The organism is Lysinibacillus macroides (assembly GCF_001281525.1).
Lineage (GTDB): Bacteria > Bacillota > Bacilli > Bacillales_A > Planococcaceae > Lysinibacillus > Lysinibacillus macroides.
Genome location: NZ_LGCI01000005.1, coordinates 1,293,991 through 1,319,273 on the forward strand (window position 1 = coordinate 1,293,991; position 25,283 = coordinate 1,319,273).

General features: G+C 38.5%; 32 protein-coding genes and 1 CRISPR repeat array (1 of these 33 running past the window's edge). Of the genes, 24 read left to right on the forward strand and 8 right to left on the reverse strand.

The genetic code is table 11. From position 1 onward, the window contains the following. Nucleotides 1-2,370: a CRISPR direct-repeat array (repeat unit 29 nt; unit sequence GTTTTTCATTAACTAAGTGGAATATAAAT) (it extends 465 nt beyond the left edge of the window). Between the two features lie 299 nt (nucleotides 2,371-2,669). The 12 genes from ADM90_RS09130 (at nucleotide 2,670) to ADM90_RS24685 (ending at nucleotide 10,624) form a co-directional block, all read left to right on the forward strand. Then, the gene (locus ADM90_RS09130; RefSeq protein WP_053994663.1) at nucleotides 2,670-3,233 is read left to right on the forward strand and encodes a TetR/AcrR family transcriptional regulator; all 564 of its coding nucleotides are present in this window, start codon (nucleotides 2,670-2,672) and stop codon (nucleotides 3,231-3,233) included. 59 nt (nucleotides 3,234-3,292) lie between these two features. Beyond that, nucleotides 3,293-4,228, forward strand: a complete 936-nt coding sequence (locus ADM90_RS09135; protein WP_053994664.1) for an NAD-dependent epimerase/dehydratase family protein — start codon at nucleotides 3,293-3,295, stop codon at nucleotides 4,226-4,228. A gap of 167 nt (nucleotides 4,229-4,395) precedes the next feature. Beyond that, nucleotides 4,396-5,922, forward strand: a complete 1,527-nt coding sequence (locus tag ADM90_RS09140) for a right-handed parallel beta-helix repeat-containing protein (protein ID WP_053994665.1) — start codon at nucleotides 4,396-4,398, stop codon at nucleotides 5,920-5,922. 450 nt (nucleotides 5,923-6,372) lie between these two features. Then, the gene (locus ADM90_RS09145) at nucleotides 6,373-6,564 is read left to right on the forward strand and encodes a hypothetical protein (RefSeq protein ID WP_053994666.1); all 192 of its coding nucleotides are present in this window, start codon (nucleotides 6,373-6,375) and stop codon (nucleotides 6,562-6,564) included. A gap of 167 nt (nucleotides 6,565-6,731) precedes the next feature. Beyond that, nucleotides 6,732-7,319 carry a class I SAM-dependent methyltransferase gene (locus tag ADM90_RS09150; RefSeq protein WP_053994667.1) on the forward strand — a complete coding sequence of 196 codons (588 nt, stop codon included), beginning with the start codon at nucleotides 6,732-6,734 and terminating at the stop codon, nucleotides 7,317-7,319. Between the two features lie 23 nt (nucleotides 7,320-7,342). Next, nucleotides 7,343-7,918, forward strand: coding sequence for a DNA-3-methyladenine glycosylase I (locus ADM90_RS09155; RefSeq protein ID WP_053994668.1), 576 nt, complete (start codon nucleotides 7,343-7,345; stop codon nucleotides 7,916-7,918). Nucleotides 7,919-7,960: 42 nt separating this feature from the next. Further along, nucleotides 7,961-8,119, forward strand: a complete 159-nt coding sequence (locus ADM90_RS25035) for a hypothetical protein (protein ID WP_235473396.1) — start codon at nucleotides 7,961-7,963, stop codon at nucleotides 8,117-8,119. 387 nt (nucleotides 8,120-8,506) lie between these two features. Beyond that, a complete protein-coding gene (locus ADM90_RS09165) occupies nucleotides 8,507-8,698 on the forward strand; it encodes a hypothetical protein (RefSeq protein WP_053994669.1) in 192 nt (63 codons plus the stop codon). A gap of 140 nt (nucleotides 8,699-8,838) precedes the next feature. Continuing rightward, nucleotides 8,839-9,126 carry a GPW/gp25 family protein gene (locus tag ADM90_RS09170; RefSeq protein ID WP_053994670.1) on the forward strand — a complete coding sequence of 96 codons (288 nt, stop codon included), beginning with the start codon at nucleotides 8,839-8,841 and terminating at the stop codon, nucleotides 9,124-9,126. Between the two features lie 20 nt (nucleotides 9,127-9,146). Beyond that, nucleotides 9,147-9,533 (forward strand): hypothetical protein, encoded by a 387-nt coding sequence (locus tag ADM90_RS09175; RefSeq protein ID WP_053994671.1) that lies wholly within the window; start codon nucleotides 9,147-9,149, stop codon nucleotides 9,531-9,533. Nucleotides 9,534-9,584: 51 nt separating this feature from the next. After that, complete coding sequence (locus ADM90_RS09180; protein ID WP_053994938.1) at nucleotides 9,585-10,205, forward strand: NAD(P)-dependent oxidoreductase; 621 nt, start codon at nucleotides 9,585-9,587, stop codon at nucleotides 10,203-10,205. A 263-nt stretch (nucleotides 10,206-10,468) separates the two neighbouring features. Beyond that, a complete protein-coding gene (locus ADM90_RS24685; protein WP_162838599.1) occupies nucleotides 10,469-10,624 on the forward strand; it encodes a hypothetical protein in 156 nt (51 codons plus the stop codon). A 269-nt stretch (nucleotides 10,625-10,893) separates the two neighbouring features. On the opposite strand, the gene ADM90_RS09190 is transcribed toward ADM90_RS24685, so the two are convergent. Continuing rightward, entirely contained in the window at nucleotides 10,894-11,094 is a 201-nt protein-coding gene (locus ADM90_RS09190; RefSeq protein ID WP_053994673.1) for a hypothetical protein, read from the reverse strand. Between the two features lie 151 nt (nucleotides 11,095-11,245). Between ADM90_RS09190 and ADM90_RS09195 the strand changes: the two genes are divergently transcribed. From ADM90_RS09195 to ADM90_RS09235, 9 genes are all read left to right on the forward strand, one after another. Continuing rightward, complete coding sequence (locus ADM90_RS09195; RefSeq protein ID WP_053994674.1) at nucleotides 11,246-11,548, forward strand: hypothetical protein; 303 nt, start codon at nucleotides 11,246-11,248, stop codon at nucleotides 11,546-11,548. Beyond that, the gene (locus tag ADM90_RS09200; protein WP_053994675.1) at nucleotides 11,532-12,170 is read left to right on the forward strand and encodes an O-methyltransferase; all 639 of its coding nucleotides are present in this window, start codon (nucleotides 11,532-11,534) and stop codon (nucleotides 12,168-12,170) included. Before ADM90_RS09195 ends, ADM90_RS09200 begins: the two co-directional genes overlap by 17 nt. Nucleotides 12,171-12,376: 206 nt before the next feature. Beyond that, nucleotides 12,377-13,249, forward strand: a complete 873-nt coding sequence (locus tag ADM90_RS09205) for an AraC family transcriptional regulator (protein ID WP_053994676.1) — start codon at nucleotides 12,377-12,379, stop codon at nucleotides 13,247-13,249. 69 nt (nucleotides 13,250-13,318) lie between these two features. Next, nucleotides 13,319-13,609 (forward strand): DUF5316 domain-containing protein, encoded by a 291-nt coding sequence (locus ADM90_RS09210; RefSeq protein ID WP_053994677.1) that lies wholly within the window; start codon nucleotides 13,319-13,321, stop codon nucleotides 13,607-13,609. A gap of 91 nt (nucleotides 13,610-13,700) precedes the next feature. Continuing rightward, on the forward strand, nucleotides 13,701-14,009 hold the full coding sequence (locus ADM90_RS09215; RefSeq protein WP_053994678.1) for a hypothetical protein: 309 nt from the start codon (nucleotides 13,701-13,703) through the stop codon (nucleotides 14,007-14,009). Between the two features lie 65 nt (nucleotides 14,010-14,074). Continuing rightward, nucleotides 14,075-14,494, forward strand: a complete 420-nt coding sequence (locus tag ADM90_RS09220; RefSeq protein WP_053994679.1) for a hypothetical protein — start codon at nucleotides 14,075-14,077, stop codon at nucleotides 14,492-14,494. A gap of 98 nt (nucleotides 14,495-14,592) precedes the next feature. Beyond that, the gene (locus ADM90_RS09225) at nucleotides 14,593-15,414 is read left to right on the forward strand and encodes a DnaD domain protein (protein WP_053994680.1); all 822 of its coding nucleotides are present in this window, start codon (nucleotides 14,593-14,595) and stop codon (nucleotides 15,412-15,414) included. Nucleotides 15,415-15,492: 78 nt separating this feature from the next. Continuing rightward, a complete protein-coding gene (locus tag ADM90_RS09230) occupies nucleotides 15,493-16,269 on the forward strand; it encodes an N-acetylmuramoyl-L-alanine amidase (RefSeq protein WP_053994681.1) in 777 nt (258 codons plus the stop codon). A gap of 109 nt (nucleotides 16,270-16,378) precedes the next feature. After that, nucleotides 16,379-16,666: a hypothetical protein gene (locus ADM90_RS09235; RefSeq protein WP_053994682.1), complete on the forward strand. Its 288-nt coding sequence runs from the start codon at nucleotides 16,379-16,381 to the stop codon at nucleotides 16,664-16,666. 43 nt (nucleotides 16,667-16,709) lie between these two features. On the opposite strand, the gene ADM90_RS09240 is transcribed toward ADM90_RS09235, so the two are convergent. The 3 genes from ADM90_RS09240 to ADM90_RS09250 all read right to left on the reverse strand — a co-directional run bounded on the left by ADM90_RS09240 (nucleotide 16,710) and on the right by ADM90_RS09250 (nucleotide 18,795). Then, nucleotides 16,710-17,297: a copper amine oxidase N-terminal domain-containing protein gene (locus ADM90_RS09240; protein ID WP_053994683.1), complete on the reverse strand. Its 588-nt coding sequence runs from the start codon at nucleotides 17,295-17,297 to the stop codon at nucleotides 16,710-16,712. 180 nt (nucleotides 17,298-17,477) lie between these two features. Beyond that, nucleotides 17,478-17,969, reverse strand: a complete 492-nt coding sequence (locus tag ADM90_RS09245; protein ID WP_053994684.1) for a DUF2975 domain-containing protein — start codon at nucleotides 17,967-17,969, stop codon at nucleotides 17,478-17,480. A gap of 118 nt (nucleotides 17,970-18,087) precedes the next feature. Beyond that, nucleotides 18,088-18,795, reverse strand: a complete 708-nt coding sequence (locus ADM90_RS09250) for a DNA alkylation repair protein (RefSeq protein ID WP_053994685.1) — start codon at nucleotides 18,793-18,795, stop codon at nucleotides 18,088-18,090. 128 nt (nucleotides 18,796-18,923) lie between these two features. Between ADM90_RS09250 and ADM90_RS09255 the strand changes: the two genes are divergently transcribed. After that, nucleotides 18,924-19,766, forward strand: a complete 843-nt coding sequence (locus ADM90_RS09255; RefSeq protein WP_053994686.1) for an aldo/keto reductase — start codon at nucleotides 18,924-18,926, stop codon at nucleotides 19,764-19,766. A 63-nt stretch (nucleotides 19,767-19,829) separates the two neighbouring features. Here ADM90_RS09255 and ADM90_RS09260 read toward each other — a convergent pair whose 3' ends face one another. Beyond that, entirely contained in the window at nucleotides 19,830-20,969 is a 1,140-nt protein-coding gene (locus ADM90_RS09260) for a S26 family signal peptidase (RefSeq protein ID WP_053994687.1), read from the reverse strand. Then, nucleotides 20,966-21,481: a sigma-70 family RNA polymerase sigma factor gene (locus tag ADM90_RS09265; RefSeq protein ID WP_053994688.1), complete on the reverse strand. Its 516-nt coding sequence runs from the start codon at nucleotides 21,479-21,481 to the stop codon at nucleotides 20,966-20,968. The genes ADM90_RS09260 and ADM90_RS09265 overlap by 4 nt, the downstream gene beginning before the upstream one ends. Nucleotides 21,482-21,706: 225 nt before the next feature. Here ADM90_RS09265 and sstT point away from each other — a divergent pair, with 225 nt between their 5' ends. After that, nucleotides 21,707-22,912, forward strand: a complete 1,206-nt coding sequence (gene sstT / locus ADM90_RS09270; RefSeq protein WP_053994689.1) for a serine/threonine transporter SstT — start codon at nucleotides 21,707-21,709, stop codon at nucleotides 22,910-22,912. 776 nt (nucleotides 22,913-23,688) lie between these two features. Here the strand turns inward: sstT and ADM90_RS09275 are convergent. Next, nucleotides 23,689-24,384 (reverse strand): zf-HC2 domain-containing protein, encoded by a 696-nt coding sequence (locus tag ADM90_RS09275; RefSeq protein ID WP_053994690.1) that lies wholly within the window; start codon nucleotides 24,382-24,384, stop codon nucleotides 23,689-23,691. A 2-nt stretch (nucleotides 24,385-24,386) separates the two neighbouring features. Further along, nucleotides 24,387-24,866, reverse strand: coding sequence for an RNA polymerase sigma factor (locus tag ADM90_RS09280; RefSeq protein WP_053994691.1), 480 nt, complete (start codon nucleotides 24,864-24,866; stop codon nucleotides 24,387-24,389). A gap of 187 nt (nucleotides 24,867-25,053) precedes the next feature. Between ADM90_RS09280 and ADM90_RS24690 the strand changes: the two genes are divergently transcribed. After that, on the forward strand, nucleotides 25,054-25,221 hold the full coding sequence (locus tag ADM90_RS24690) for a hypothetical protein (protein ID WP_162838600.1): 168 nt from the start codon (nucleotides 25,054-25,056) through the stop codon (nucleotides 25,219-25,221). The last annotated feature ends 62 nt before the right edge of the window (nucleotides 25,222-25,283 follow it).

The window sequence follows — 25,283 nt, forward strand, 5'->3', positions numbered from 1 at the left end:
CTAAGTGGAATATAAATAGTGCTGTTCAATGATTTCTTTCATTTCTTTTACTTGTTTTTCATTAACTAAGTGGAATATAAATATATCCTCACCAGTTGTCTATGATGGTGTAAATGAAAGTTTTTCATTAACTAAGTGGAATATAAATCGTTGAGCGCAATTTACGTCGTATACCTTACCTTCTGTTTTTCATTAACTAAGTGGAATATAAATTCAGACGAATAAACTTAAATGGATTGCTGATTTGCTGAAGTTTTTCATTAACTAAGTGGAATATAAATTATGATGAAAATGACGATACTATCACGCAATTTATCAGTTTTTCATTAACTAAGTGGAATATAAATTTGATTTACTAAAGGCTGCTAAAAAAGAGGGTGAGGTTTTTCATTAACTAAGTGGAATATAAATCTATTTGCTGACAAATAAAAGCACGACACAAATCGGTGTTTTTCATTAACTAAGTGGAATATAAATGCATTTCGATTGTTCTCACAACATCACTTACAAAAGAGTTTTTCATTAACTAAGTGGAATATAAATCGATGAACCATTCCACCGCTTCCACGTGCCACCAGCAATGTTTTTCATTAACTAAGTGGAATATAAATGAAAAGGTTGCTGATGATATTAAGAAGCACAGAGAGTTTTTCATTAACTAAGTGGAATATAAATCATTGAATGAAACTGTTGATTATGCAGCGAATTATTTGTTTTTCATTAACTAAGTGGAATATAAATCCCAACCAGCAAAAAGTAAATACGAGACATTTCCCGTTTTTCATTAACTAAGTGGAATATAAATATGAATATATTGATTATCTTGAAAGGGAGCTAGGGAGTTTTTCATTAACTAAGTGGAATATAAATTCACAAGATGAGGTTGAAAAGGCTGAACGTCAATTAGTTTTTCATTAACTAAGTGGAATATAAATTATTGAGTTACTGCAGATGTTAAAAGAGCATCAAGTTTTTCATTAACTAAGTGGAATATAAATATTCTTGATTGTGTGAAATCAGAACTAAAAGAAGTAAGTTTTTCATTAACTAAGTGGAATATAAATACCGAAAAGCAAGCTCTGCATCCATTAACCAATGTCTCGGTTTTTCATTAACTAAGTGGAATATAAATCACTAAAGAATGTGTTAATTGCCGTAAGCTTAAAGCAGTTTTTCATTAACTAAGTGGAATATAAATAATGAATATCGTTTTGTAGAATGGTTGCAACATGCAGTTTTTCATTAACTAAGTGGAATATAAATCAGGCTGTTATGAATGGGAGGATATAGCTGACAAGGTTTTTCATTAACTAAGTGGAATATAAATATAGAGCGCAAGGCGAGCGTTGATGAGTTAGTAGGGTTTTTCATTAACTAAGTGGAATATAAATTTGTTTATCAGGTGCAATAACTAACTGTGGAATTTTACGTTTTTCATTAACTAAGTGGAATATAAATTAAATATTCGGAACGCAAAGAACGCAAGCCTGAACTACGTTTTTCATTAACTAAGTGGAATATAAATTGTTGGGAATGCTGGGGAGCCATCTATAACAACCTGTTTTTCATTAACTAAGTGGAATATAAATATTGAAAGACCAATAGGCGTAGCGTTAAAGGAACTGTTTTTCATTAACTAAGTGGAATATAAATATTACATGGAGGGATAACATGGATAAGAAACAAGAATGTTTTTCATTAACTAAGTGGAATATAAATGTTAGCGCTGCTGGTGGAGGTACAACTAGTGCAACAGGTTTTTCATTAACTAAGTGGAATATAAATATATCCAATTGTCCACACACCAGCTGGGCATACATGTTTTTCATTAACTAAGTGGAATATAAATTACCAGCGGGGACAAATACAATTGGGGGTGTCATCGGTTTTTCATTAACTAAGTGGAATATAAATCTTTTTGTTACTCAATTACTAAAGCCAGACCGATCGTTTTTCATTAACTAAGTGGAATATAAATTGCTGCTCTAATAATGCCGCTCCTTGCTCGTTAACGTTTTTCATTAACTAAGTGGAATATAAATTTAGTAAATTCAATTAGCCAACAAGATTCCATTTTCCGTTTTTCATTAACTAAGTGGAATATAAATTTAAAAACTCCGCTATAATCTACCCATGAAGGACTTTCTGTTTTTCATTAACTAAGTGGAATATAAATGGTGAAGATTATGCTGCATCTATTAATAAAGATGAGTTTTTCATTAACTAAGTGGAATATAAATAAAGTAACTACTACAACAGCACCAAAAGTTGTTGCTGGTTTTTCATTAACTAAGTGGAATATAAATGTAGTAGTCCAAGCTGGTTTTAGAAAATATAACACGTTTTTCATTAACTAAGTGGAATATAAATCTTGTGCCTCCATATTCGTTATCTGCACCCACCGCATGTTTTTCATTAACGAGAAAAATATAAATACATAAGCGATATTTTCTTTTGTAAACAAGGTACACTTTCATAATAAAATACCAATCTCTACGTTGCTGTTGGACTAGCCGTTGCTATATTGTATTCACACAAACGCTCATTTTAAACTTCGCTTGGCATAAGGTTTATCATAGGTATTTTGTTTGGTACTGTTTTTTATGGTTGTGTGCAATCAAATAATTTGCTACAATTCAATTGACCAGTGGTTAGTGAGGTGCTGAGAGATGGCGAGAAAAAAGGTAGAGGATGAATTGACAAAGGAAATGATTGTGGAAGAGGCAGATCGTCAGTTTTTACAGCAGGAGTTTCAGCAGGTGTCGATGCGGGCGATTGCGAAGGCGCTTGGTTGTAGTCATGGTGCGATTTATTATCATTTTCAGAATAAGTCTGATCTATTTCATGCAGTAATTGAAAAGTATTTTGCGGTGTTGAATCATTACTTGGATGAGGCGTTACAAGAGAACGGGCTTGAGGGGACAAAGAGGGTGCTGTTAAAGTATATGGAGTTTGGCTTGAATTTTCAAAGTCAATACGAGCTTATGTTTGCGAAGCGAGATGATTTTTTTGATCCTTTACTGCAGCAAGCGCCGAACGCAAGCTATGAGAAATTTAGTGCTACGCTCCAAGCATTGCATAGCCATCAGCTAAAGCCTATTGATATTTACGCTACCTTTATGGCCTTGCATGGCTTTGTGCTTAATCATAAGGGGCGCGTGAAGCATTATGAAGAGGCACAGCAAGCGGCACAAAATTATTGTGACTATTTAGTAAGAGCTCTAGTTTACTAGAGTTTATTTTTTACCATTAATTGACCAGTGGTTAGTTAAATGACTTGGAGGGATAATCATTGAGAAATGAACATGTAGTAGTAGGAACAGGTCCACTTGGCTTAGCGATAATAGATGAATTATTGAAGCAGGGTAAGGAGGTTATAGCGGTCAATCGGAGCGGGCAAGCAGTATCTGAAAAAGTTTCCTTTAAACAATGTGATGTGACAAACTACGAACAGATAAGTGCTATCCTGAAAAATGCAGTTGTTGTCTATCATTGCGTAGGTCTTCCATATGCGGAATGGCAGCGGACCTTGCCTACCATCATGGCGAATTTAATAGCTGCGGCGGAGGAGCATCATGTGAAGATTGTCTATGCAGATAATTTATATGCCTATGGGCCTCAAAAAGAGCCTTTTCATGAAAAAATGACTTATCAATCGATAGGTATAAAGACGAGGGTTCGAGCTGAGGTCGCCAATATGTTAATGACAGCGATCAAATACCGAAAAATAACTGCAACAATTGGCAGAGGGTCTGATTTTTATGGTCCCAATGTGCGTAATGCAATGCTAGGGCAGCGCGTTTTTCAGCATTTATTAGAGGGCAAGCCAGTGGAGCTAATTGGCAATCCCAATCAGCTTCATGCACATATTTATATCAAGGATTTTGCTAGGGGCTTAGTGATGCTTGGTGATGAGCCGAAAGCAGATGGGGAGGTATGGCATATTCCTCATCCAACGCCTATGTCTACTCGTCAATTAGTAGAAGAAATTGCCGATCATTTAGAAATTAAGCCTACGTATCGTATTGCCAATAAGCTAGTTTTAACAATGATGGGCATGTTTAATCCTGTTATGAAGGAATTTAAAGAGATTCTTTATCAAAATACGCAGAATTTTATCGTAGATTCAAACAAATTTACTGCTTATTTCCCATTCCAGCCAACACCATATAAACAGGCAATTATGGAAACGTGTGAATGGTATAAACAGCAAAATGATATTTCTTAATAAAATACAGGAATGATGGTTTTGCCAAAAATTTGTGTGTTCGCTAAAAATAGCGAAGGATTATATTTTCACATTTGGCTGTTGCAATTTGCCCAACATTGAATAATCATAAGCGAGTTCGGTATATAAATAGGGTACGACTATTTTTATGCTGAAGGAGCGTGTGTATGGCAACACTTGTGGTGAAGAGAAGTATTATGCATCGTTATCAAAGTATCGGGCAGGCGATTGCAGAGGCAGCGCCAGGGGATCAGATTGAAATTCGGGATGGTATTTATGAGGAGGACTTGGATATTGCGAAGCGGCTGACGCTTTATGGGGTAGGCAATGTCACGATTAAGGGTGGCGTGTTTATTCGCTACCAAAACCATGTAAGCATGCGTAATTTGCGTTTTCGTCAAGGGCAGGGCATCTATGTTAAAGGTGATTTACAGCTAGAAAATTGTATTATTGAGGAGCAATTGATTCGTACACAAATTATGGTTAGCTACGGCAGTCTCTCGATGCAAAATTGTGCGGTACTGGCTACACCGCTGAATCATTTTGGCTTACGGGTGGCGAATGGTTCAAGCGTTATCCTAGCTGACACAACATTTGAGCATCATGAGAAGGCGCAGATTATCGCGCAAAACTGTGAGCTGACGTTGACAAATTGCATGCTGCTGGAGGGGAAAAAGCATGGGATTTTTGCGATACGTCATGTCCAAATGACGATGGAGCATTGTGAGTTTCATGGGCATCAGAAAGCGCAAATTATGGCAGCAGCCAGTCAGCTTACCATCACAAATAGCCTCATTCATCAAGGGCAAGAGATAGGGCTGCAAATATTTGATAGCACTACATTACGCATGGATGGCTGTGTGCTCAAGGATCATCATGATACAGGCATGATGGTGCATCGCAGTGAGTTAATGCTATCGGATTGTCAATTTTCAGATGGGCAAGGTCATGGATTATATCTTGGTGAAAAAACAGAGGCAAAGCTCTATGATTGTCAATTTTCCCGTCATGTAAAGGCACAGGTTTTGATCGAAAATAGTAAGGCAGAGCTGTGCAAATGCCGTGTGCAAAATGGCATGGCAGCAGGTATGACCATTGCGGATGAGGCAGATGTTTCCATGACGGACTGTCAAATTCAGCACCATCAGCAATTTCATATCATTGTGGATGCGAGTGGGCTTCAGCTCCAGCAATCCACCCTACAATTTGGACAGTCAGGCGGTATTTATGGCAATGACCATGCTAAAATTACATTGCAGCATACCGTGATGCGAGAGCTGAAAAGCCACCATATTTACATTAATCAGGCACGTTTATTTACACAGCATTGCACATTTGAGCAAATGCAAGAAAATGGGGTTACGTGTATTGACGCTATTTTTGAGGTAGCCCATAGTCATTTTAAACAGGGTATCGACAGTCCTTATGCGATGGTTTGGTCTGATCGCTCGATGGGGCGTATTGAAGCGTGCACAGTGGATCAGGCAGCACGTCCATTTTTAGCCTTGTCAAATCAATCATTATTGGAGATGCGTCATACAGATGTTCAGGTGCTGAAAATACCCGCAATTGTGCAGGAACGTAGTCAATTGTATGTGCAGAGCTGTCATAACACTGCACCCTGGCAAAAAGACGCAACCTCAAGGATTACAAAAATAACAGCCAATGAGAATAAAACGAAATATGTTAAATGAGAAAAGTAGTTTCAATTTTGAAATTACTTTTTTTGTGCAAGGATGGAGAGCTTTACGCTGTACGAAAAGCGTGAAAGCTCATTTTTATTTCATCCTATGTTTAATTGTTTAGAGAAATGGGTAAAAGGGTGTTTGTGCGCTAATAGACGTAAAAAACTAAAATTCGACAAATGAAGTGAATATTTCTATAATGGTATAGATGTCTTTTTTAAAATTACTGTAATATTCCGAAACATTTGTAAAAGCCCATAAAAATATGAATCAAATAATAACATTTTTTAGTTTATGTAAAAAAATTATTAAATCTATACACAACATCGATTGATTATTTTCCATGTTTTATCTTATACTTAGTAAAAATGATTCATAATTTAGGGTGTTATTTGTTAATGTTAAAGTGTGTGTAATGATTTTACAATAATAAAAAGAGAGAGAATGAGGTGACAAGGCTTGTTTGGGCTAACAAAAGAAGAAATTATGTTATTACTGGAGGACAGTGATTTAGCAGAAAAACAAAAAAGTGCGATTACTGATATCTTTCATCTAAACAATATGCGAATAGAGCAACAGCTCGCATTTATGATTCATTTAATTATGGAAGAGCGCGAACGCAATACTTCTAACAATACATATTTAAACTAGAATTACTAGACATAGCCATTAAAAATCACAAGTGTTCAGATCAAAACATTTGTGATTTTTTTATGCATGCTGAAACAAAATTCCCTTAAAGACGTACAAACTAATAAGGATTTCTTGTCAAAAAAGTACATATCTCACATCATTACGTAAAGCGGGGGAATTGGCTTATGTCACTATTGCAAACACTCATTGAACAGGTAAAAAAACCAACTGGAAGGATGGGCGTATGGATGCTCCGTATCATGAATAGGGCACATCGGGGTATGTATGCTTGGTTTATTCGACAGGGGGCTGTTAATGATGGAACTTGTGTGTTAGATATAGGTTGTGGCGGCGGGAAGATGCTGCAAATTTTAGCAAGCCTCAATCCAAATGGTATGATTTATGGTATAGATATTTCAGAGCAAGCTGTGAAGGAATCGTTAAAGCTCAATAACAACAATAAACGTATTGTTGTGACACAGGCAAGTGTATCCAAAATGCCATATCATGAACAATTTTTTGATACCATTACAGCCTTTCAAACGCATTATTTTTGGCCGTCATTAGAACAGGATGTTAAGGAAATAGGGCGGGTGCTGAAGGACGGGGGAAAATTAATTGTCATGGCAGAGACATATAAAATGAAGTACCATATGGAGGCTTTTCAAACACCAGCTGCTATGAAGCAGTTATTGGAGCATACGGGCTTTCAAACCGTATATATAACCGAAAAAACGAGTAAGGGATGGCTATGTATGACAGCCATTAAATAATTTATACAATAGGAGAGATAGCAATGACAAGATGTGCATGGGTAAAATTAGAGGAGCCGTTATATGTAGATTATCATGATAAGGAATGGGGTGTGCCTGTTTATGACGATCAGCAGCTATTTGAAATGCTATGCTTAGAGGGGGCACAGGCTGGTTTAAGCTGGTGGACAATTTTACAAAAGCGTGAGGGCTATCGAGAGGCCTTTGACCAGTTTGATGCCACAAAAATCGTGCATTATACAGCAGAGAAGCTAGCAGAATTGCAGCAAGATACGCGTATTGTACGCAATAAATTAAAAATTGCTAGTGTAGTGACAAATGCTAAAGCCTTTTTACGTATGCAGGAGCAACATGGCTCATTTTCGGATTATATTTGGGGCTTTGTGGAACACCAGCCCATTATCAATGAATGGACATCCATTGCGGAGGTGCCTGCTACACCAGCGCTTAGTGAACGTATGAGTAAGCAATTAAAAAAGGATGGCTTTAAATTTGTTGGCAGTACCATTTGCTATTCTTTTATGCAGGCAGTGGGTATGGTGAATGACCATACCGTAGATTGCTGCTGTCGTCAGAAAGTCGCTGCCAATGACAATTAAAAGCATTCAAGCACTAGCAATAAGGGGGCATCAGACCAACTCATGAATGATTGGCGAGCTGTTAAATGGTCGTTACCAGAGGAACAGCAACCACAAGGATATCAGCCGCTTGCAACGTTATTTTTAAAGGACTTACTCTATGTACCTGAGGCTTTCCAGTCCGTCGCATTCATGTGCATAAGCATGTTTTGGATTATCTGAGGGAGGATGACCTAAGTCCTTTTGCCTATCTAACATCCGATGGCTTGGTTAAGCGCGACTAGTAGCACAGAGCTATCCGCTCCTTCCCGCTTGTACCGAAAAAAATGACAGATGATTATCCAATCTCGGATGGAGGCGGTATTCCATGCTAAATTGAACAAGAGATTGTAACGCTGGAGCAGGACGGGGAGCTAGCCTATTTTAATGATATTGTCAAGCCCCTTTAAGATCAGAGGCTATCCAACCGTCTGTCAAAGTAAACATGACTTTGGTAAGGATTATCCATTTGTCCTTTAGAAATAATGGCAATTTTTATTTCTTCTACCATCCTGACAAGCAGCTTTGGCGTGTGCATGGTGATTTTTATTAATCAAAGGGGGAAGCATCTTGAGATGGCATGAGGGGGAAGTAAGGAAGGTGAAAAGGATGGAGCATAAAACCGTTGTAAAAAACGGGATTGGCTTTGGTTCTGTGTTAGCCATTACCATTTCATGGAGCGTCCATCATTCTATTATTTGGGCGATAATTCATGGCTGCTTTAGCTGGTTCTATGTTCTTTACTATGTCATTACCCGTTAAGAGAGCCGTTTGAAAAGCATACCACAGGGTATTATAGAGCAGAGACGTTCATAATTTCAGCGCAACAAGCATAAATAACAAAGTGCTCTTTTTCAAAAGAACAAAGTTATTGCGATGAACGTAGAAGAAAGGTTGATAGAATGACACATCAAGTAACTGCTTTAAACCATGTAAACGGTAACGCTACGGGAGTGGAGGGTATTTTGCAAAATGTAGCCTTTATTTTGTCGACATTTGCACTACCTTGCCCGCTGCGAAACTATGGTATGAAACCCTTCCAACGTCTAAAAAAAATAAATACAAAACGCCTGATAGAATGTATCCAACGCTTTGAGCCAAGAGCAATTGTTGTGGAAGTTGATTATTTGGGCGATATCAATAGAGGTAAGTTAGAGCCTACGGTTAAAGTGATTGTTAATGAATTGTAAAAAGGAAATGGAGCGTATGGATGAAGAGGAGAGTTCAAAGCTTCTTACTATTACTATGCTTATTGGTGATTGTTTTTGTAGGGATGGAGCAACAACAGCCTACAGCCGCACCAACCAATCCAAATGCGTCTGCTCTCTATGCCGAGGAACTAAGTAAACAACTACAGGCAACCAATTTTACGCAAAAGGTTTTACAGGCATTGCGAGAAGCGGGCTATTCGCCTGATAGTACAATTGGTTATTTAATTGATTCATCAGCCAATCAAATTATCACGATCCAATTGCACGATGGCGACAAAATGGATAAAAGCTCAGAAAGTAAGATTCAATCCATCATCGATAAGCTAACAGCCAAGCATCAAATGCATCCATTCATTGTTAATATTGAGCGACTAGAGGCTGATTAAAGAACAAGGCACATTGTCATAAATGTGTCTTTTTTCTAAGAGGTGAGAACAATTAATATTTTACTTTTAGGAGCTACAGGGCGTGTCGGAAGTCAGCTTGTGGCACGGGCATTAAAGGAGCACCACAATGTAACTGCCCTGGTACGTAATCCCCAACAAAGGCTCGTCCAACACAGACAGCTACGCATTGTCCAAGGTGATGTTTTAGATAAGCAAGCAATTGAGCAGGCCATGCTTAATATAGACGTAGTGGTCAGCGCGCTAAATACAGATGGTAGCACGACCTTATCAGCCAGTATCCCCATCATACTGGAGGCAATGAAACAGCAAAATGTAACAAGAATTATTACGATTGGTACAGCAGGCATATTGCAAAGCCGTGTGACACCAACAATTTTTCGTTATCAATCCAGCGAATCCAAACGCAAATCTATCTTTGCTGCCCAGGAGCATCAACGTGTTTTTGAGCATTTACAGCAATCTACTATGGATTGGACAATTGTGTGCCCTACCTATTTAGCGGATGGTGACTTCACGGGTGTCCACCGCGTTGCACGTAATTTTTTACCAGAGGGTGGCACTAAAATTTCAGTAGCCGATACAGCAGACTTTGCCTATCAACAACTATTTAGCAAGGAATTTTTCCACACGCGCGTAGGCATTGCTTATTAAGGAAAAGGGTGAAAAATGGCATTCATCTCTAGGAAGGGACTTTCCTTTATTAACATAATGAGGAAGGTCTCTTCGCTATTTTATCTAACAGTATATGGCTTTATAAGGTATGTTTATCTTAAAATATTACAAAATTAGGTAAATGATAGTACGCTTGGTGTCTAAAGACATACATTTAAAAAAGTGAACATTATATGACTTTTTTCCTTTTTATAGAAGGTTTGTTATACTTTATGTCGAATCTATCATGGAGAGGTGATTGCATGAACAAAGAGATAACAAATAGCGGTCAATATCCTACAAACCTAACAAACAACTACGAAAATGAAACAACAGAATTATATGTAATAAAAATTACAAAGGAGCATATAGATCGGTTAATTGAGGATATTGATCAGACATTAAAGACGTCGACTTGACGTCTTTTTTTCTGGAGAAAAGGAGGGATCAGTCAATGAGAGACACTGTCTTTATAGCGCAAGCAGAGCGACAGATAAAGATAGAACTGTCAGAGAAGATTTTTCTTTTCCGACAGTCCCTCAAAACAGGAGAGTTGTGTAAAGCTAGATTCACTTTACATTACTATAAATATGGCAAAATAGTTTATTGCGCTAGCCATTCGTCTATAAAGTGGATAAAAATTTCACCTCTTCTCTATTGTCTATCTATCATCTATTATGTACAGCTCTTAGTCCTTTTGACATAAAAAGGAGTAATTCAGTGCCAAATAATCTCTGATAATGGTCGGCTGCCCTCCTTTTTCGAGACATAATTTACTAGCAATTTTAATTTCCTTTTGGTTATAGTACGATTGCACACCAATTAAAAATATGCCAGACAGGACCAATAAAGAACCGATTGCCAACATATATTTGATGCCCCGTTTCAATTCGCTTACCCCCTTATTACTGGAATCATTCCTTCTCCTATCCTATGTTGCACCATAAAAGCAATATGTTTAATTGACAAATTGTATACATATGTATACAATAGGTTTTAAATAAGTGTATACATATGTATACAAAAGGAGGAAGTTAATAATGAGAGGCGAAGGATTTAGAGAAGGGCATCATCGTAGAGGGCGTCATAGAGGCATGGAGGGTTCTCCACAGCGCGGCGCTAAAACATTCCGACGTGGCAAGGCACTTACTTTTTTAGAAATGCTCCATGTAAAACGTGCAACTATTAAACAGCAATTAGAACAACCAGAGTTTCAAGGCATTCAGCAAATTTTAGTGGGTGAATTAAAGGCCATAGATATGGTGATTCAGGAATTTAGCCAAGTATTTGATATTCAAGAAAATGAAATAGAGGAAGATCCCATCCATGAAACAAATGAATAATTATATTGATAAAACATTTTGTCAGCAAGATGCACTGTTAGAGAATGTTCTTGCCTCGATTGTGGACAATGGCATGCCAGCAATGTCTGTGTCCCCATCCTCTGGCAAGTTGCTTACTATGCTTGTGTCAATTGCAGGAGCGAAGGATATTTTGGAAATCGGGGCACTGGGCGGCTATAGTGGGATTTGTCTAGCAAGGGGGATAGTAGGCGAGGGTACTTTAACCTCCCTAGAATTAGACGAAAAATATGCCCATCTAGCCGCTAACAACCTTGCCAAGGCAGGCTTTGCCCAGCAGGTTACATATCTAACGGGTCCTGCGCTGCAAAGTCTTAAACAGCTTGTAGTCGATGAACGTAGCTTTGATTTCTTTTTTATTGATGCAGATAAAGATCATTATGAGCAGTATTTAGATGATTGTATTGCACTAGCCAAGCCTGGCGCATTAATTGTCACGGATAATGTTCTGGCAGCAGGTAGTGTAGTCAATCCTGAGGCCCCACTAAAGCGTTACACAGCGACCATGAAAAAATTCAATGTCACCGTAGCGAATCATCCACAGCTTGAATCGATTCTCTTACCTATAGGAGATGGCATAACGCTTTCTAGGGTTAAAAAGTAATCCAGCGATTAAGCTGCTTTATCCACTACTAATCCGCCAATTTATCCATATTTAGTCCATCATTGTAGATCATTTTTCGCTTGTGCACCACAAGGATGAAGCATTCTTTAAAACTGCACATGATGAGAAGCCGGTAAAAACGTGCACGAATTGTCGGATGTCGTGTTTCATTTCCTGTTATTGTTGTGAAAAGGGAGGTTATAGATGTGGATTCATTGATAAGTATGAATAATGCAATTGCCTATATAGAAGCCAATTTAACGAACGATATCGATCTGAAGGAAGTAGCACAAAGGGCTTATTGTTCTGAATATCATTTTAAACGCATGTTTTCATTTCTTGCGGGTATCTCACTGTCTGACTATATTCGTCGTAGGCGTTTAACATTAGCGGCCTTTGAGCTGTCAAATTCCTCCATGAGAATTCTGGATATTGCGATTCGTTATGGCTATAGCTCAGCAGATTCTTTTGCGCGAGCCTTTCAGCAAATGCATGGTATTACACCCTCAGAGGCAAGACAAAGTGGCCAATACTTAAAAGCTTTTCCACGAATGACCTTCCAATTAACCATTACAGGAGGGAATGAAATGAATTATCGAATTGAACAAAAGGAAGCCTTTCATATTATTGGGCTTATGAAAAGAGTGCCTATCGTTTTTCAAGGAGAAAATCCGACCATTGTAGAAATGGCACAATCTTTAACAATGGAAGATATCGAGTATTTGAAAGAGTTGTCCAATATAGAGCCAAGAGGCATCATCCAAGCATCAACAAACTTTTCAGAGGACCGAATGGTGGAAAAGGGGGAGCTAGATCATTATATTGGGGTAGCTACAACACTAGCACCTACAAAAAGTTTCACACAGTTACACGTCCCTGCTTCTACTTGGGCTGTATTTGAAGCGGTAGGGCCATTTCCACATACGCTTCAGAAAATTTGGGGGCGCATTTATGCTGAATGGTTTCCATCATCTGCCTATGAACAAATAGCAGGACCTGAAATTGTGCATCATGCGAGTACCGATTTTACCTCGTCTTCCTTTCAAAGTGAAATATGGATACCGATTCAAAAATGCTAATCAATTAGTACCTTTATTTGAAACTAAAAGAAGTGGTCATCCGTATAGTTAAATAAAGGGGATGTGGTTATGAGGTATGTAGTAATTGGTACCACTGTATCCATGCTAGGAGTTGTGGTTTCGATGCTTCTCTGGGGAGCACAACAGGCTTACTTTCTACCAGGGATAGCAGGTTTTATATGCCTTGCCGTATCGATGCTATTGTCGGGTGCGTTGGTAAGTGGGGATCGAATGCGGGCGAACTTTGCCACCGAAACAACAGCAGGTCGACATGAACGGCATCACGTGATGACACGTGCATTACTGCTTGCTGTGCCAAATCTTATTGTTGCTATAATCGCGTATACACTCTATTCATGAAAATCCTGTAAAAGGGTCACATCTAACTAGGTGTGGCTTTTTTGTTTGCATTTACTAGGAAGAAGCACATTTGCAATAGAGAGGTGGTACGATGCAATTAACAGATGGCACATGGCTATTTGATACAGAGGTGATTGATGAAGCAGCGAAAAAGGTACAGCGTGATGAGCAGGAGCGGGAAATGCTCAATGCATTTGCGCGCTATGCCTATTCGCATTACAAGCAAATTCGAGATAAGGTCAATCCGCGGAAATGCAAGTATATGTTTATCCATCAAGTACGTCAGCAATTAGCCTTACCTGCTAGATTGCAGCGCGTTTGCAAGCTGCTAAATATGACGGAGGAAGAAGTGCTGTATATTGTGGAGTTTGTGCGCAAATATTTAAAATACGTGAAATAAATGCGATTATTTTTCAACGACCCACGCTTATAGTATGATAGACGTGGATAAAGGAGTGTGAGTCGTTGAGAATACTAAAGTTTCTAACTGTTTTGGGGATTTTTCTTGGTGTTGCTGGCTATGGTGTACTTCATTTCGGCACAAAATTTGCCTCTGAAAAAATCGTGGATACGCTCTCAACAGAATTAGAGAATAGTGGGCAAATGGAAGAAATTAAACAAACGATTGAAAATGATCCAGAGCTAAAGGCATTTATGGAGGAGGCTCAAACCGTCGATAGTAGCGCATTGCCATTTACGACAAAGGAAGAGGCGACGAAGGTAGTACTTCAAAAGGTAGGCATTACAGAGCTAAATGATATTCGTGTGAAATTACAGGATGGCTCGATGACCAAAGAGGAAGCGCTTCAGCAAGTACAAGGGAAATTATCAGCAGAGGAAATTGCTGCGTTAAAAGTGATTGTCTATAAAGAACTTTATGAATAAGGACATACTGCCAAGGTATGTCTTTTTTTTGCCTTTAAAATGTCCTTTTTCGTGTATTTTTTTGTATATAACAAATAAAGCGGAAAGAGGGATTGGCGATGGCTATTTATCGAGTGCCGAAAAAGGGGAATTTTGTTGTATTAGATAAAGGATTTTTAAATGATGCACGATTAAGCTGGAAGGCAAAGGGGCTGCTTGCGTATATGCTGTCATTACCCGATGATTGGTCGTTTTGCATAGCAGATTTAGCAACTCGCAGTAAATGTGGGCGTGAGGCAACAACCAATATTGTCAAAGAGCTTATACAGGCAGGCTATTTGCAAAAGGAGCAGGCAAGAACAGCGAAGGGAAAGTTTGACAAGGTGGAGCTTTTCGTTTTTGAAGCGCCATCTCATGCTGCCCTTCCGTTAACGGGAAAACCATCCGCGGCATTATCACCAACGGATAAGCCGCCACTACTAACTAATCAATCACTAAATAACCAGTTACTAAAAAGGAACGATAATGAGCAAGAGTCTCTTACTGTTTATCAATTTTATGAGCAGCATGGTTTTGGCTTTCGTTCAGCCCATATAACGAATCAAATGCATCATTGGCTAACGATTTTTTCAGAGGAGGTAGTGATCTATGCAATGAAGCTCGCTGTAGAAAACAATGTCTTACGCTGGCGCTATGTCGAAAAAATTTTGCAAAACTGGCAGGCGAAACAGCTTAAAAATATGGTGGAAATCCAAGCAGATAGACAGCAATTTCAAGCGTCTAAGAGAGGACAAAGGCGTGAGGTGGTGCCAAAGTGGTTTGATCAGCGTCATCAGCAACAAGAGGAACAGCCATCAACCATTGATTTTGCAGCAGAGCGTCAAAAAATACTGGCTATGCTAGAGAGTGTGAAAGAAAAGAGCAAAAGCACAATTAACTAGAAAACATAGATTTGTGTGCATTTACTAGTAGTAAGTGAATAGCTTTATGTTCACTAAAAATGAAGGGAGGGATGGAGATTGAGCTATATTATTGAAAAGCAGTTGATGTCAGGCTTACCGAATCTGCCACTAACGGCGATTAAATATATTGTCGCTCATGAATCAGGCAATTCAAGCAATACAGGGTCAAATGCATTAGAAAATGAGATTGCGTATATGAAGCGCAATAAAGCGAATGCCTTTGTGTCTCACTGGGTTGGCGGGGGCGGTCGGATTGTCCAAGTAGCGCCTGTTAATCGTATACAATATGGCTGTGGTCCAAAGGGCAATCCATATAGCTATGCACAGGTAGAGCTGGCACGAACGGCTGATCCACAGCAATTTCAAAAGGATTATGCGGCATATATTTGGCTCTTACGCAAGCTTGCGATAGAAGCAGGCGTTCCAACAATGTTAGATGGCAACGGCAATGGCATTAAATCGCATCGCTGGATTGCAGATAATTTAGGTGGCACGACGCATAGAGATCCATTTGCCTATTTACAAAGTATGGGCATTACCGAGGCGCAGTTTCACCGTGATATTCAAAATGGACTTGAGGAGGGATTAACATTGTCACAATACAATGAGCTAAAGCAGGAAATCGCAGCCTTAAAAAGCTTACTCGCGGAGAAAGCTAGCACTCATTCTCAGCAGGACGTAGGTACATCGCATAAAGAGGCATGGGAATGGGCAATAAAGGAAGGGCTGATTCGAGGAGATGGCAGTAAGAATATGAACCCAGCAGGTGTGTTAACGCGCGAGCAAATGGCAACGATACTTAAACGTTATTACGATAAATTTATTGCTAATTAATCGAAGAAGGATAAAGCTTGTTAGAATCACAAGCTTTATCCCTTTTTTAATAAATAAAGGACTTTGAAAATTTTTGTCGAATAGAGTAAGTAAGAGAGGAGTTGTTTCGATGTTAACCAAAATTAAAAAGGTAAAGTTGGAACAGGCAAGAAAAAAACCATTATATCAAGTTGTGATGGAGTGTCCAGATGGCAAACAGCTTTATGTAAAGTTTGATTATACCTATGCAACCCAAAATTTCTGGCCGTTAAAAGTCAATTATAATCGTAAAAACTACGGAGCTAAGCTAGCGTGGTATACCAATGAAGTCGAAAATATGACAGTTGCTCTCTTTTTGGAAACAATCGCTCAGAAAATTAATAAGAAATATCAATTTGACCTAAAGCAGCTTCCATAGAAGGAGGCTGCTTTTAAATTTAATGAGTGAATGGCGAGTAAAGCTATTTTGTTTCAATATAAACAATGAATGCCGCTTCATCAAACGTTACATTTGCGCCAAGTGCTTGACTCACAAAGCGTAACGGCACCATTGTTGTACCTTGATAAATTTCAGCAGGATGATTGAGCGTAATAGTGGATGTTGCGCCATTTGTATCAACATAGGCGACTTTATTGCCAACACCGATAATAATTTTTTTATTGTCCTTGATCGCGGTTACCTTTTTTGTCGCACTCTCATAGGAAACCGTTGCGCCAAGAGATTCAAAAATAGCCTTCATTGGGACTAATGTTGTGCCATTTTTCATATAAGCGCCAGGTGTATAATTTTGCTTGGTATTATTCAGATAGACGCCAACCTTTGTGAGTGCTGGAGCTGGAGTGGCTTTTGGTGGCTGAGGATTGCTGCTTTGATCGTTCGCTTGGTCACCGTGGTGATAATGATAACCTGAACAAAGCCCCTTTGCCTTGGACTTCTCGGAACAGTTATGACCGCCATTGCTGTCTAAACGCCCTGGATGCGCCTCAGCAATAGAGGCTATTGTTAAACATACGGTAAGCATGGCTATCACTAAAACCAATTTTCTCATAGATATCCTCCAATTTTCTAAATATGTAAGCATTATACTATTTAAAAATAAAATTTGATAGGTTTTTTGGTTAAAGAGAAGAAGGGTCATAGAAAATCGTTAGGCCCCACCTGTAACTAAATAGATTTTAAGAAAAGAAGTGGCATGATGAAATAACGCTGTGCCACTTCCTTTATATGCTTATATTGTTAGTTTATTTTCAGACTGATTATCCACCGTTTGCTGTACAAGCCAGTGTAGTACGGCTGCAAAGGCTGCGATTACACTGGTGCCAAAAATACTAATAAGTGCCAGCATCATAGGGCCCGTCATATCTTCCTTTCCATAAAAGATAATAAGTGGTAGAGCAATGCCTACTACAAGCAAAACGATAATTGTCATAGCACAATGCTTGATACGGCTTAAAGCTTTTATGGATGATGCAGAAAATGTATTATGACAACTGATATTTGTTAAAAGAAGGTAGGCTTGATACAGTGCAATAAAAAATGGCGTACAGAGCACATAGGCATAAAGTAAAAAAAGATAGAATACATATATCGTGTCAGGATGTGCCGCTGCATCTTTGTTTGCCATGACAGGTAATAAAAATAAAGCTACCACAAAAACAGCCATACCCATTAACACTACAACACCCTTTAAAAAAATAATGGCTCCTAGTTGACCTTTCATCAAAACACTTCACTTATAAATAGTATATTGATTTTAAATTAAAATTTATTGTTTATCAATAAAAAAATATTGCTGTACATAAAAAAGCATCAATCCAATATGGATCAATGCCTCTCATTTAACATCTTACATATTTTCGTTTAAAGCCAACCCTACCTCGCTCCACATCCTTTTGAATGTTTTCATACGCATGCAGTGTCGTACTTTTTTTCTGATCGCGTTTCATTTCTACAGGCCCAACAGCCTTCGCTATTTCAACGGCTTTGTCATGAAGCGGCACATACGAAATCGCCACCGTATATAGGAAATGATTCATCGCTGATTTGGTACGTTCAGGTGCAGCATGAATCGTATCTTTCACCGTTTCAAGCATCGAAGCAAGCTTACTTTCGGAAAATTCATGGTCCTTGCGATTGCCAAGTAGCCAGCAGTAGCAGCTCCAGCCGGCTGACATGCGCAACTCCTCGTCACTTGCTATCCAGGCATCTGCTACCTCCTGTGCAATGGCCGCTTCCGCCAATGTAACGGCGACCACATAGTCGGACAGCATATAAAAGTAAGCACCATCCATCCAACGGTCAAAATCGGCTGCGGTCATTGCCTTTGGGTCTGCAATTACTCCCGCAAAGTACATTGCATCATAGTTACCTGTTGCATAAAGTTCCTCTGCTAAAGCCTGATCGACCTTTATTTGCTTTGCCAGAGGCTTCATCGCACCTGTTGCTACGCCAAATAATGGCTCCTGCGCCCCATTTGATAGATACATTTTTTTTGTACGCTCCTTGCCCAGCGCCTCTAGCTCCTGCATTACTGTTGCTACGTTCATTGATTCACACATCCTTTTCATTACTAATGATTATTATCCTATAAGAAGGGCCTATTTGTCATGGCTTGTACTTTATTTGAATAGTAAGTTTATGGTAGTCTTAGAGAAAGAGTCTAAGGAGTGATGGTATGGGCAAGACAATTCCACTAATTACATTAAATGATGGATTGCAAATTCCAAGTATAGGACTAGGAACATATGCATTAAATGGCGTGCAAGGTGTGTCGGCTATCCAAAGTGCATTAGACAATGGCTATCGCCTGCTTGATACTGCCTTTAACTATGAAAATGAAGGCGCAGTTGGCGAGGCGATTCGTAGAAGTTCGGTTGCCAGAGAAGAAATTATTGTAACGTCTAAGCTGCCTGGCAGACATCACCGCTATGATCGGGCGTTAAAAACCATTCATGAATCATTATACCGCCTACATGTTGATTATTTAGATATTTATTTAATTCATTGGCCAAATCCAAAGCGAGACTTATACGTGGAGGCTTGGCAGGCATTGATTGATGCCAAAAAATGGGGCTTAGTGCGCTCAATTGGCGTATGTAATTTTAATACAGAGCATATTGATCGTTTACTACAAGAAACAGGTGTTGCCCCAAGCATTAATCAAATTGAATTACATCCGCGTTTTTCGCAGGTCGAGCAGCTTGCCTATAATCAATCACAGGGCATTGTGACAGAGGCATGGAGTCCGCTCGAACGCTCAGGCAGTGTTTTACAGGACGAAAAGCTTATCCAGATTGCCAAGGAACATGGCAAAACACCAGGTCAAATTATTTTACGCTGGCATATTCAACTAGGCGCTGTTCCGCTACCAAAATCTGCTTCACCCAAAAGACAGCTTGAAAATTTACAAGTCTTTGATTTTGGGTTAAGCGAACAAGAAATGCAAGTCATTTCCTCTCTGACAAGCGCAGCAGGTCGCATTAACAACCAAGACCCTGCACAATACGAGGAGCTTTAAAAACAGCCTTCTCACTCAGTTGCTTTGAGTGGGGAGGCTGTTTAATGGGGTGGAACGGACTATTTATTCGCCCTTATAGCCAAGCACTTTCGCGTTTACCTGCCCGAGAGAGATGACCTCTATAACACCGCCAGCCCAGTTATCAGGGACGACAAAAATTTGCGTTTGGGATAGCTGTGTGAAGGGGAAGCTGTAAAAGAATGTTTTTTTGGCTGCTTCTCGATTCATCAGGTGAGTGCCAAGCTTTTCACCATAGCTTTCATAGACGGTTTCGCCCATAATGGTTGCAAACATAAAGGGATGCGCAAATGATACGGTATTGATAACCACAGTGCCATTGATAATTTCAACGGTCTCATGAGGGAGTCCAAGCACACGGCTAATGGTTTGCTGACCATCCTGTGTGGTATACGTAATAACATCGCCTCGTTCCAGCTTAGTAAATTGCGGATCAATGACAATGGGGGATTGATAGTATTCACGATTGCCACGATCCATTGTATCTGTTTTTAATTCAATCACTTGTTGCATATCTGATAGGGTATCAATGATTGGAATGTTGTAAGTTGGCTCATTGCTAGACTGGAGCTCGGTTAGTCGCTCCCAGGTATTATCTGTCCGTTTCGCTATAATTCGTGCAGCCTTATCACTAACCGCAAACCAGTAAACAAGGTTGCCCTGTAGAGCAATTTGTGTTGCCTGCTGCTTGCCCACAATAATTTGGCTGATCTCCGTTGCATCAATCACGCCTGCATACATAAAAGGCTCCTGTGCAGTGGAGGTCCATGATTCCTTGCCCTGATAAGGCTTACTTTGTGTACCCGTTGTTTGTAGCCAGCGCCACTTTTTCTGATAGTCAAAATAGGCTAGATAAATTTTCTCCGTGTCCTCTTCCTGCTGGATAAAAGCAACAAGGGCATCATTGTCCTTGAGGGAATTAAATTCTTGGAAAATCACCTGATAATCGGCATCACCCATTTTTTCTTGAAAGTAGCGCGTAAATTGTGCCTGCTGATTTGGCTGCCATAAATAAGCCCCTAGAAAAAATAGGAATAAGGCGATAAAGCTTACAGTGATGAACGGCACGCCCCATTTTTTTCGCTGAGGCTGGTGTATACGCTGAATCACCGTATCCTCGCTCTGTTGACTAAACCGTTTTGTGTCTTCAAGCACCTCTTTTAGCGCACGCTTAATATCATTCATAAAAAATCACCTCTCAGATTCAATTCGCTCAGTGATGTTTTCAATAGCTGCCGCCCTCGCCTTAAGCGTGTTTTAATGGTATTTTCGGAGGTATCTAATAATGTCGCAATTTCAAGGCTTGTTAGTTCTTCATAGTAAAACAGGACGATAACTTCTCGATATTTGATAGGAAGCGCCAGCACGGCTTTGGCAATAGCATGTTGTTCAAGCTTCTTTAATGTTTGCTGTTCACTGGAAGGCATAGTGTCCTTCTTGCTTTTCCAAAAGTTTTCTAAAATGCGTAGACGATTTTTCACGCTGCGTAAATGATCACAGCTTTTATGAATCGTCATTTTGGCTAAATAGGTTTTCACGCTTGCCTCGCCTCGATATTGCTGTGCGCTAAAATATTTGATAAAGACATCTTGCACAATATCCTCTGCATTGCTCCAATTTTTTACATAAACATAGGCAAGGCGTGTTAAATAATCGCCATATAAACGCATCAATTCTCTCATATCCTCTGTTTGCAAAGTCCGCTGCCTCCTTTCTTCACGCAATAGACGGATGGGGGAGGAAAATAGTTTCAAAAATAATATTATTATTTTTAGAAAATAAATTTAATTCTAAATATTCAGTGCAAATAAGATGATAACGCTTATTTGTTTGTTTAGAAAAGACAGTTGTATTATTGTAATATACATTGTATGATTATTTTACAATAAAAAATTAGACAACTTAGAGTCATGGAGGAAGAAATGAAGACATTATTTGAAACATGGAACCGTATTAATCTCGTTAGCCGCATTGTGGTGGGGATTATTGTCGGTATACTTTTAGCTTTAACGGTTCCAGAGGCAGCAAGTGGCATAGCGATTTTAGGAACGCTTTTCATAGGGGCATTAAAGGCTGTTGCGCCTGTCCTTGTATTTATTTTAGTCATTAATGCGCTGGCATCCCATGTTAGTGGCAAGGCAACGAATATGAAGATGGTGATTGTGCTCTATTTAGTAGGTACATTTTTAGCAGGATTAGTAGCGGTCATTGTCAGCTTTTTATTCCCAACAACGCTTACATTAAAAACAGGCGCAGAGGAAATTGCTCCGCCAAGTGGGATTACAGAAGTATTAGAGTCGCTTTTATTTAATATTGTATCTAATCCTATTAGTGCCATTATAGAGGCGAATTATCTTGGTATTTTAGCATGGGCAGTGTTGTTTGGAATTGCATTAAAGGCAGCCAGTGCTACCACTAAAACAATGCTTAGCAATGTATCAGATGCCATAACAAAAATTGTGCAATGGATTATTAGTTTAGCACCGATTGGCATTATGGGGATTGTGTTTGATATTATTTCATCAACAGGTTTATCAGCATTGGCAGAGTATGGGCGATTAATTGTTATTTTAGTGGTAACAATGTTCTTTATTGCATTAGTGATCAATCCATTGATGGTCTTTGTGGTGGCGCGTCGCAATCCATATCCACTTGTGATCACATGTATAAAGGAAAGCGGCACAATGGCATTCTTTACACGTAGCTCGGCTGCTAATATTCCAGTCAATATGGCGTTAGCAGAAAAGTTAAAGCTGAATAAAGATACATATGCAGTATCCATTCCATTAGGGGCAACGATTAATATGGCTGGAGCGGCTGTAACGATTTCTGTGTTAACAATGGCAACAGCACATACGTTAAATATTGAGGTAGATATTTTAACAGCGGTGATTTTAATGGTACTGGCAGCGGTATCAGCGGCTGGTGCATCGGGTGTGCCAGGTGGTTCTTTATTATTAATTCCGCTTGCCTGTAGCTTACTTGGCATTTCGGACGATATTGCTATGCAGGTTGTAGCAATTGGCTTTATTATTGGCGTTGTACAAGATTCCTGTGAAACAGCGTTAAATTCATCATCAGACATTGTCTTTACAGCAGCTGCGGAGTATGCAAAGGAACGAAAATAACAAAAAAGCATCTTTTACTCTGTAATCTTAAAGACAAGTAAATGTACATTACTTAATTCAATTTTAGTGATGTGCATTTTTTATTTTGCTTTTATTTCTATTGATTTAACAAACAAACGTTCCATTCTGTAAGGCGTTAATATATGTATTGGTATGAACGTTGCCCAAAACATATCCAAAGTAAATAGCAGTTACTTGTTTTCAAAGAAAATCTGCCATTTCTACCATGACCGTAGGGAGAATTGATAAGAGTTCTGTAACATCTTATTTAAACTGCTAATTTCCTTTTTTTGGTGGTTAGAGGAGGAGAGCAAACGAGTGCAATGGAATGATGTAGAAGAGGAGATAAACCAAGAATGCCTTCCGTTGCAGAAAATCAGAAACGATGGGTTACTAATCATTTTGAACAGTTTAAATAGATCATTAATGAGAAACATAATATTTGTGTTAAACGAAAGTCCCTTTAGTTGAATAAGAAAAGACACCCTTTATTGAGTGCCTTTATTTGCTGTAAGTTTTTTCTTTCACTTGTGTACATTGTTTTTTTGTTAAAAGTATCTTCAACAATACTCATATCCAACGATGCACCTTTTATTTTATATACAAATAGTTCAGGTACAGGTTCTTTTCATGTATATTTTCCAAGTTCTCTTTCTTTAGTAATACTGAACAATTGAAGTTTTATTTTTTCCTTCAAAACTATATTTCCAACTTGTGAACAAGCCCTTAAAATCAAGGATAAAAAATAAATGTAATGCTAAAAACCCTATATCATTTTATAATTTACCATTATGATACCTATTTTCTATTTCTTCATTTACTTTTGGTACATCCATTCCCTTTTCCCAAATCAAAATTTTATCTTTTGGAGTTCCAAAATAAATCGCTTTTATCTCCTTACCACGAGCTTGTTCATGGTATTTAATGTCAATAACATAATAACTCTTTTCCAAACCGGTATGTGGTTGTCCTTCTCGCTTAATTATTGGGCGTAAAGGAGTAATATAAAAGTTACCTTCCTTGTCCATATCGTATTTTAACCTATTCAAACTATGACCATCATTTATCTCATAGTAAAAGAAAATTTTGCTGTCTGCCAATTGGCCTACATTCTCTGCCTCTATCTTATCAGTTGAGACGCTTATGATTTGCCAATTAAATAAGCCAAAATACCCCAAAATGATAAGCGAAAACAATAATGTACTAATAATTATCCCTTTCATAAAGGATTTAATTCTTGACTGCTTCCAAAAAGAAGAAATATTGTTTATAACATTCCTATCATTTCTAATTGATTCGATTTCTTCTTTTGGTAATGTAAAATCAGCTTTTAATCTATCTAATTCGTTTTGACAATTAGGGCACTCAGCAAGGTGTTCTTCTACCATTCTTTTGCTGTCATCACTGCATACATCGTCATAATACAAAGGAAGCATATCTTTAATTATTTCACATGACACTTTATTACTCATCTCTATTCCTCCCTCAGTAAATCTTGAATTTTACCTTTAGCTCGGTGAAATGTTACTCTTGCCCAACTCTCCGTTTTTTCAAAAAGTTGACTTATTTGTTTAAAGGACAGTTCTCCAAACACTCTTAATGTAAAAACTTCTTTATAAGGCTCTTCTAAGCGATGTAAGACCCTATGTAAACGGAAGGTTTCTTCTTTACTCACTATCATTGATTCAATGCTATTCTCGCTTATCTCTTCTGGTATATCGCCTGTATCATATCGCTTTTGTTTATCGAGATAGGTAAAGTATGTATTTTTTGCTATTTGACAAAGCCATACATTGATTTTGCAATTGCCTTTGAATTTATCAATGCTTTTTAAAGCCTTAAAAAAAGTTTCTTGTGTTATTTCTTCTGCTATCTTGTCATTGCGACTTAATGATAAGACAAACAAGTGAACATCTTGGAAATATTGATTGTATATACGCTCAAACTCATTCACATTTCTACCTCCTTTCATAAATAAGACTAAGTAAAGTAAGTTTCGTTACAAAAATTTAGAGCGTATCAACCTTATTGAAATAAAGCACCCATTAGTTAAAGAAGGTCCTAATAATTTTCATCCAAAGCGAAAATCGGGAATAGATTAGCATAAATCGGGCAAGGTAATAGTACTTGGAGGTGATGATGTGACAAAGGGTAAGCAATATAAGCGTGAGTCGGAGCTCGCTGAATTAGCGATGGATTTAAGTCCAGATGATTTAGATGTGCGTGAAGATAATGCGTTAACACAGGAGCAAAAGAACAATGCAGATAATCATAACGATACAAAAAAATCCTCAGCACATAAAAAATAAGCATAACATACAAGGCTATGGAGAACGTTGAAACCTTCTCGATAGCCTAATTTTATTGAAAA

Bases quoted from the DNA above. Each gene is read 5' to 3' on its own strand.
- ADM90_RS09130 (WP_053994663.1), top strand. From the start codon at position 2,670: ATGGCGAGAAAAAAGGTAGAGGATGAATTGACAAAGGAAATGATTGTG.
- ADM90_RS09140 (WP_053994665.1), top strand. From the start codon at position 4,396: ATGGCAACACTTGTGGTGAAGAGAAGTATTATGCATCGTTATCAAAGT.
- ADM90_RS09150 (WP_053994667.1), top strand. From the start codon at position 6,732: ATGTCACTATTGCAAACACTCATTGAACAGGTAAAAAAACCAACTGGA.
- ADM90_RS09155 (WP_053994668.1), top strand. From the start codon at position 7,343: ATGACAAGATGTGCATGGGTAAAATTAGAGGAGCCGTTATATGTAGAT.
- ADM90_RS25035 (WP_235473396.1), top strand. From the start codon at position 7,961: ATGAATGATTGGCGAGCTGTTAAATGGTCGTTACCAGAGGAACAGCAA.
- ADM90_RS09170 (WP_053994670.1), top strand. From the start codon at position 8,839: ATGACACATCAAGTAACTGCTTTAAACCATGTAAACGGTAACGCTACG.
- ADM90_RS09175 (WP_053994671.1), top strand. From the start codon at position 9,147: ATGAAGAGGAGAGTTCAAAGCTTCTTACTATTACTATGCTTATTGGTG.
- ADM90_RS24685 (WP_162838599.1), top strand. From the start codon at position 10,469: ATGAACAAAGAGATAACAAATAGCGGTCAATATCCTACAAACCTAACA.
- ADM90_RS09195 (WP_053994674.1), top strand. From the start codon at position 11,246: ATGAGAGGCGAAGGATTTAGAGAAGGGCATCATCGTAGAGGGCGTCAT.
- ADM90_RS09200 (WP_053994675.1), top strand. From the start codon at position 11,532: ATGAAACAAATGAATAATTATATTGATAAAACATTTTGTCAGCAAGAT.
- ADM90_RS09210 (WP_053994677.1), top strand. From the start codon at position 13,319: ATGAGGTATGTAGTAATTGGTACCACTGTATCCATGCTAGGAGTTGTG.
- ADM90_RS09215 (WP_053994678.1), top strand. From the start codon at position 13,701: ATGCAATTAACAGATGGCACATGGCTATTTGATACAGAGGTGATTGAT.
- ADM90_RS09225 (WP_053994680.1), top strand. From the start codon at position 14,593: ATGGCTATTTATCGAGTGCCGAAAAAGGGGAATTTTGTTGTATTAGAT.
- ADM90_RS09235 (WP_053994682.1), top strand. From the start codon at position 16,379: ATGTTAACCAAAATTAAAAAGGTAAAGTTGGAACAGGCAAGAAAAAAA.
- ADM90_RS09240 (WP_053994683.1), bottom strand. From the start codon at position 17,297: ATGAGAAAATTGGTTTTAGTGATAGCCATGCTTACCGTATGTTTAACA.
- ADM90_RS09245 (WP_053994684.1), bottom strand. From the start codon at position 17,969: ATGAAAGGTCAACTAGGAGCCATTATTTTTTTAAAGGGTGTTGTAGTG.
- ADM90_RS09250 (WP_053994685.1), bottom strand. From the start codon at position 18,795: ATGAACGTAGCAACAGTAATGCAGGAGCTAGAGGCGCTGGGCAAGGAG.
- ADM90_RS09255 (WP_053994686.1), top strand. From the start codon at position 18,924: ATGGGCAAGACAATTCCACTAATTACATTAAATGATGGATTGCAAATT.
- ADM90_RS09260 (WP_053994687.1), bottom strand. From the start codon at position 20,969: ATGAATGATATTAAGCGTGCGCTAAAAGAGGTGCTTGAAGACACAAAA.
- sstT (WP_053994689.1), top strand. From the start codon at position 21,707: ATGAAGACATTATTTGAAACATGGAACCGTATTAATCTCGTTAGCCGC.
- ADM90_RS09275 (WP_053994690.1), bottom strand. From the start codon at position 24,384: ATGAGTAATAAAGTGTCATGTGAAATAATTAAAGATATGCTTCCTTTG.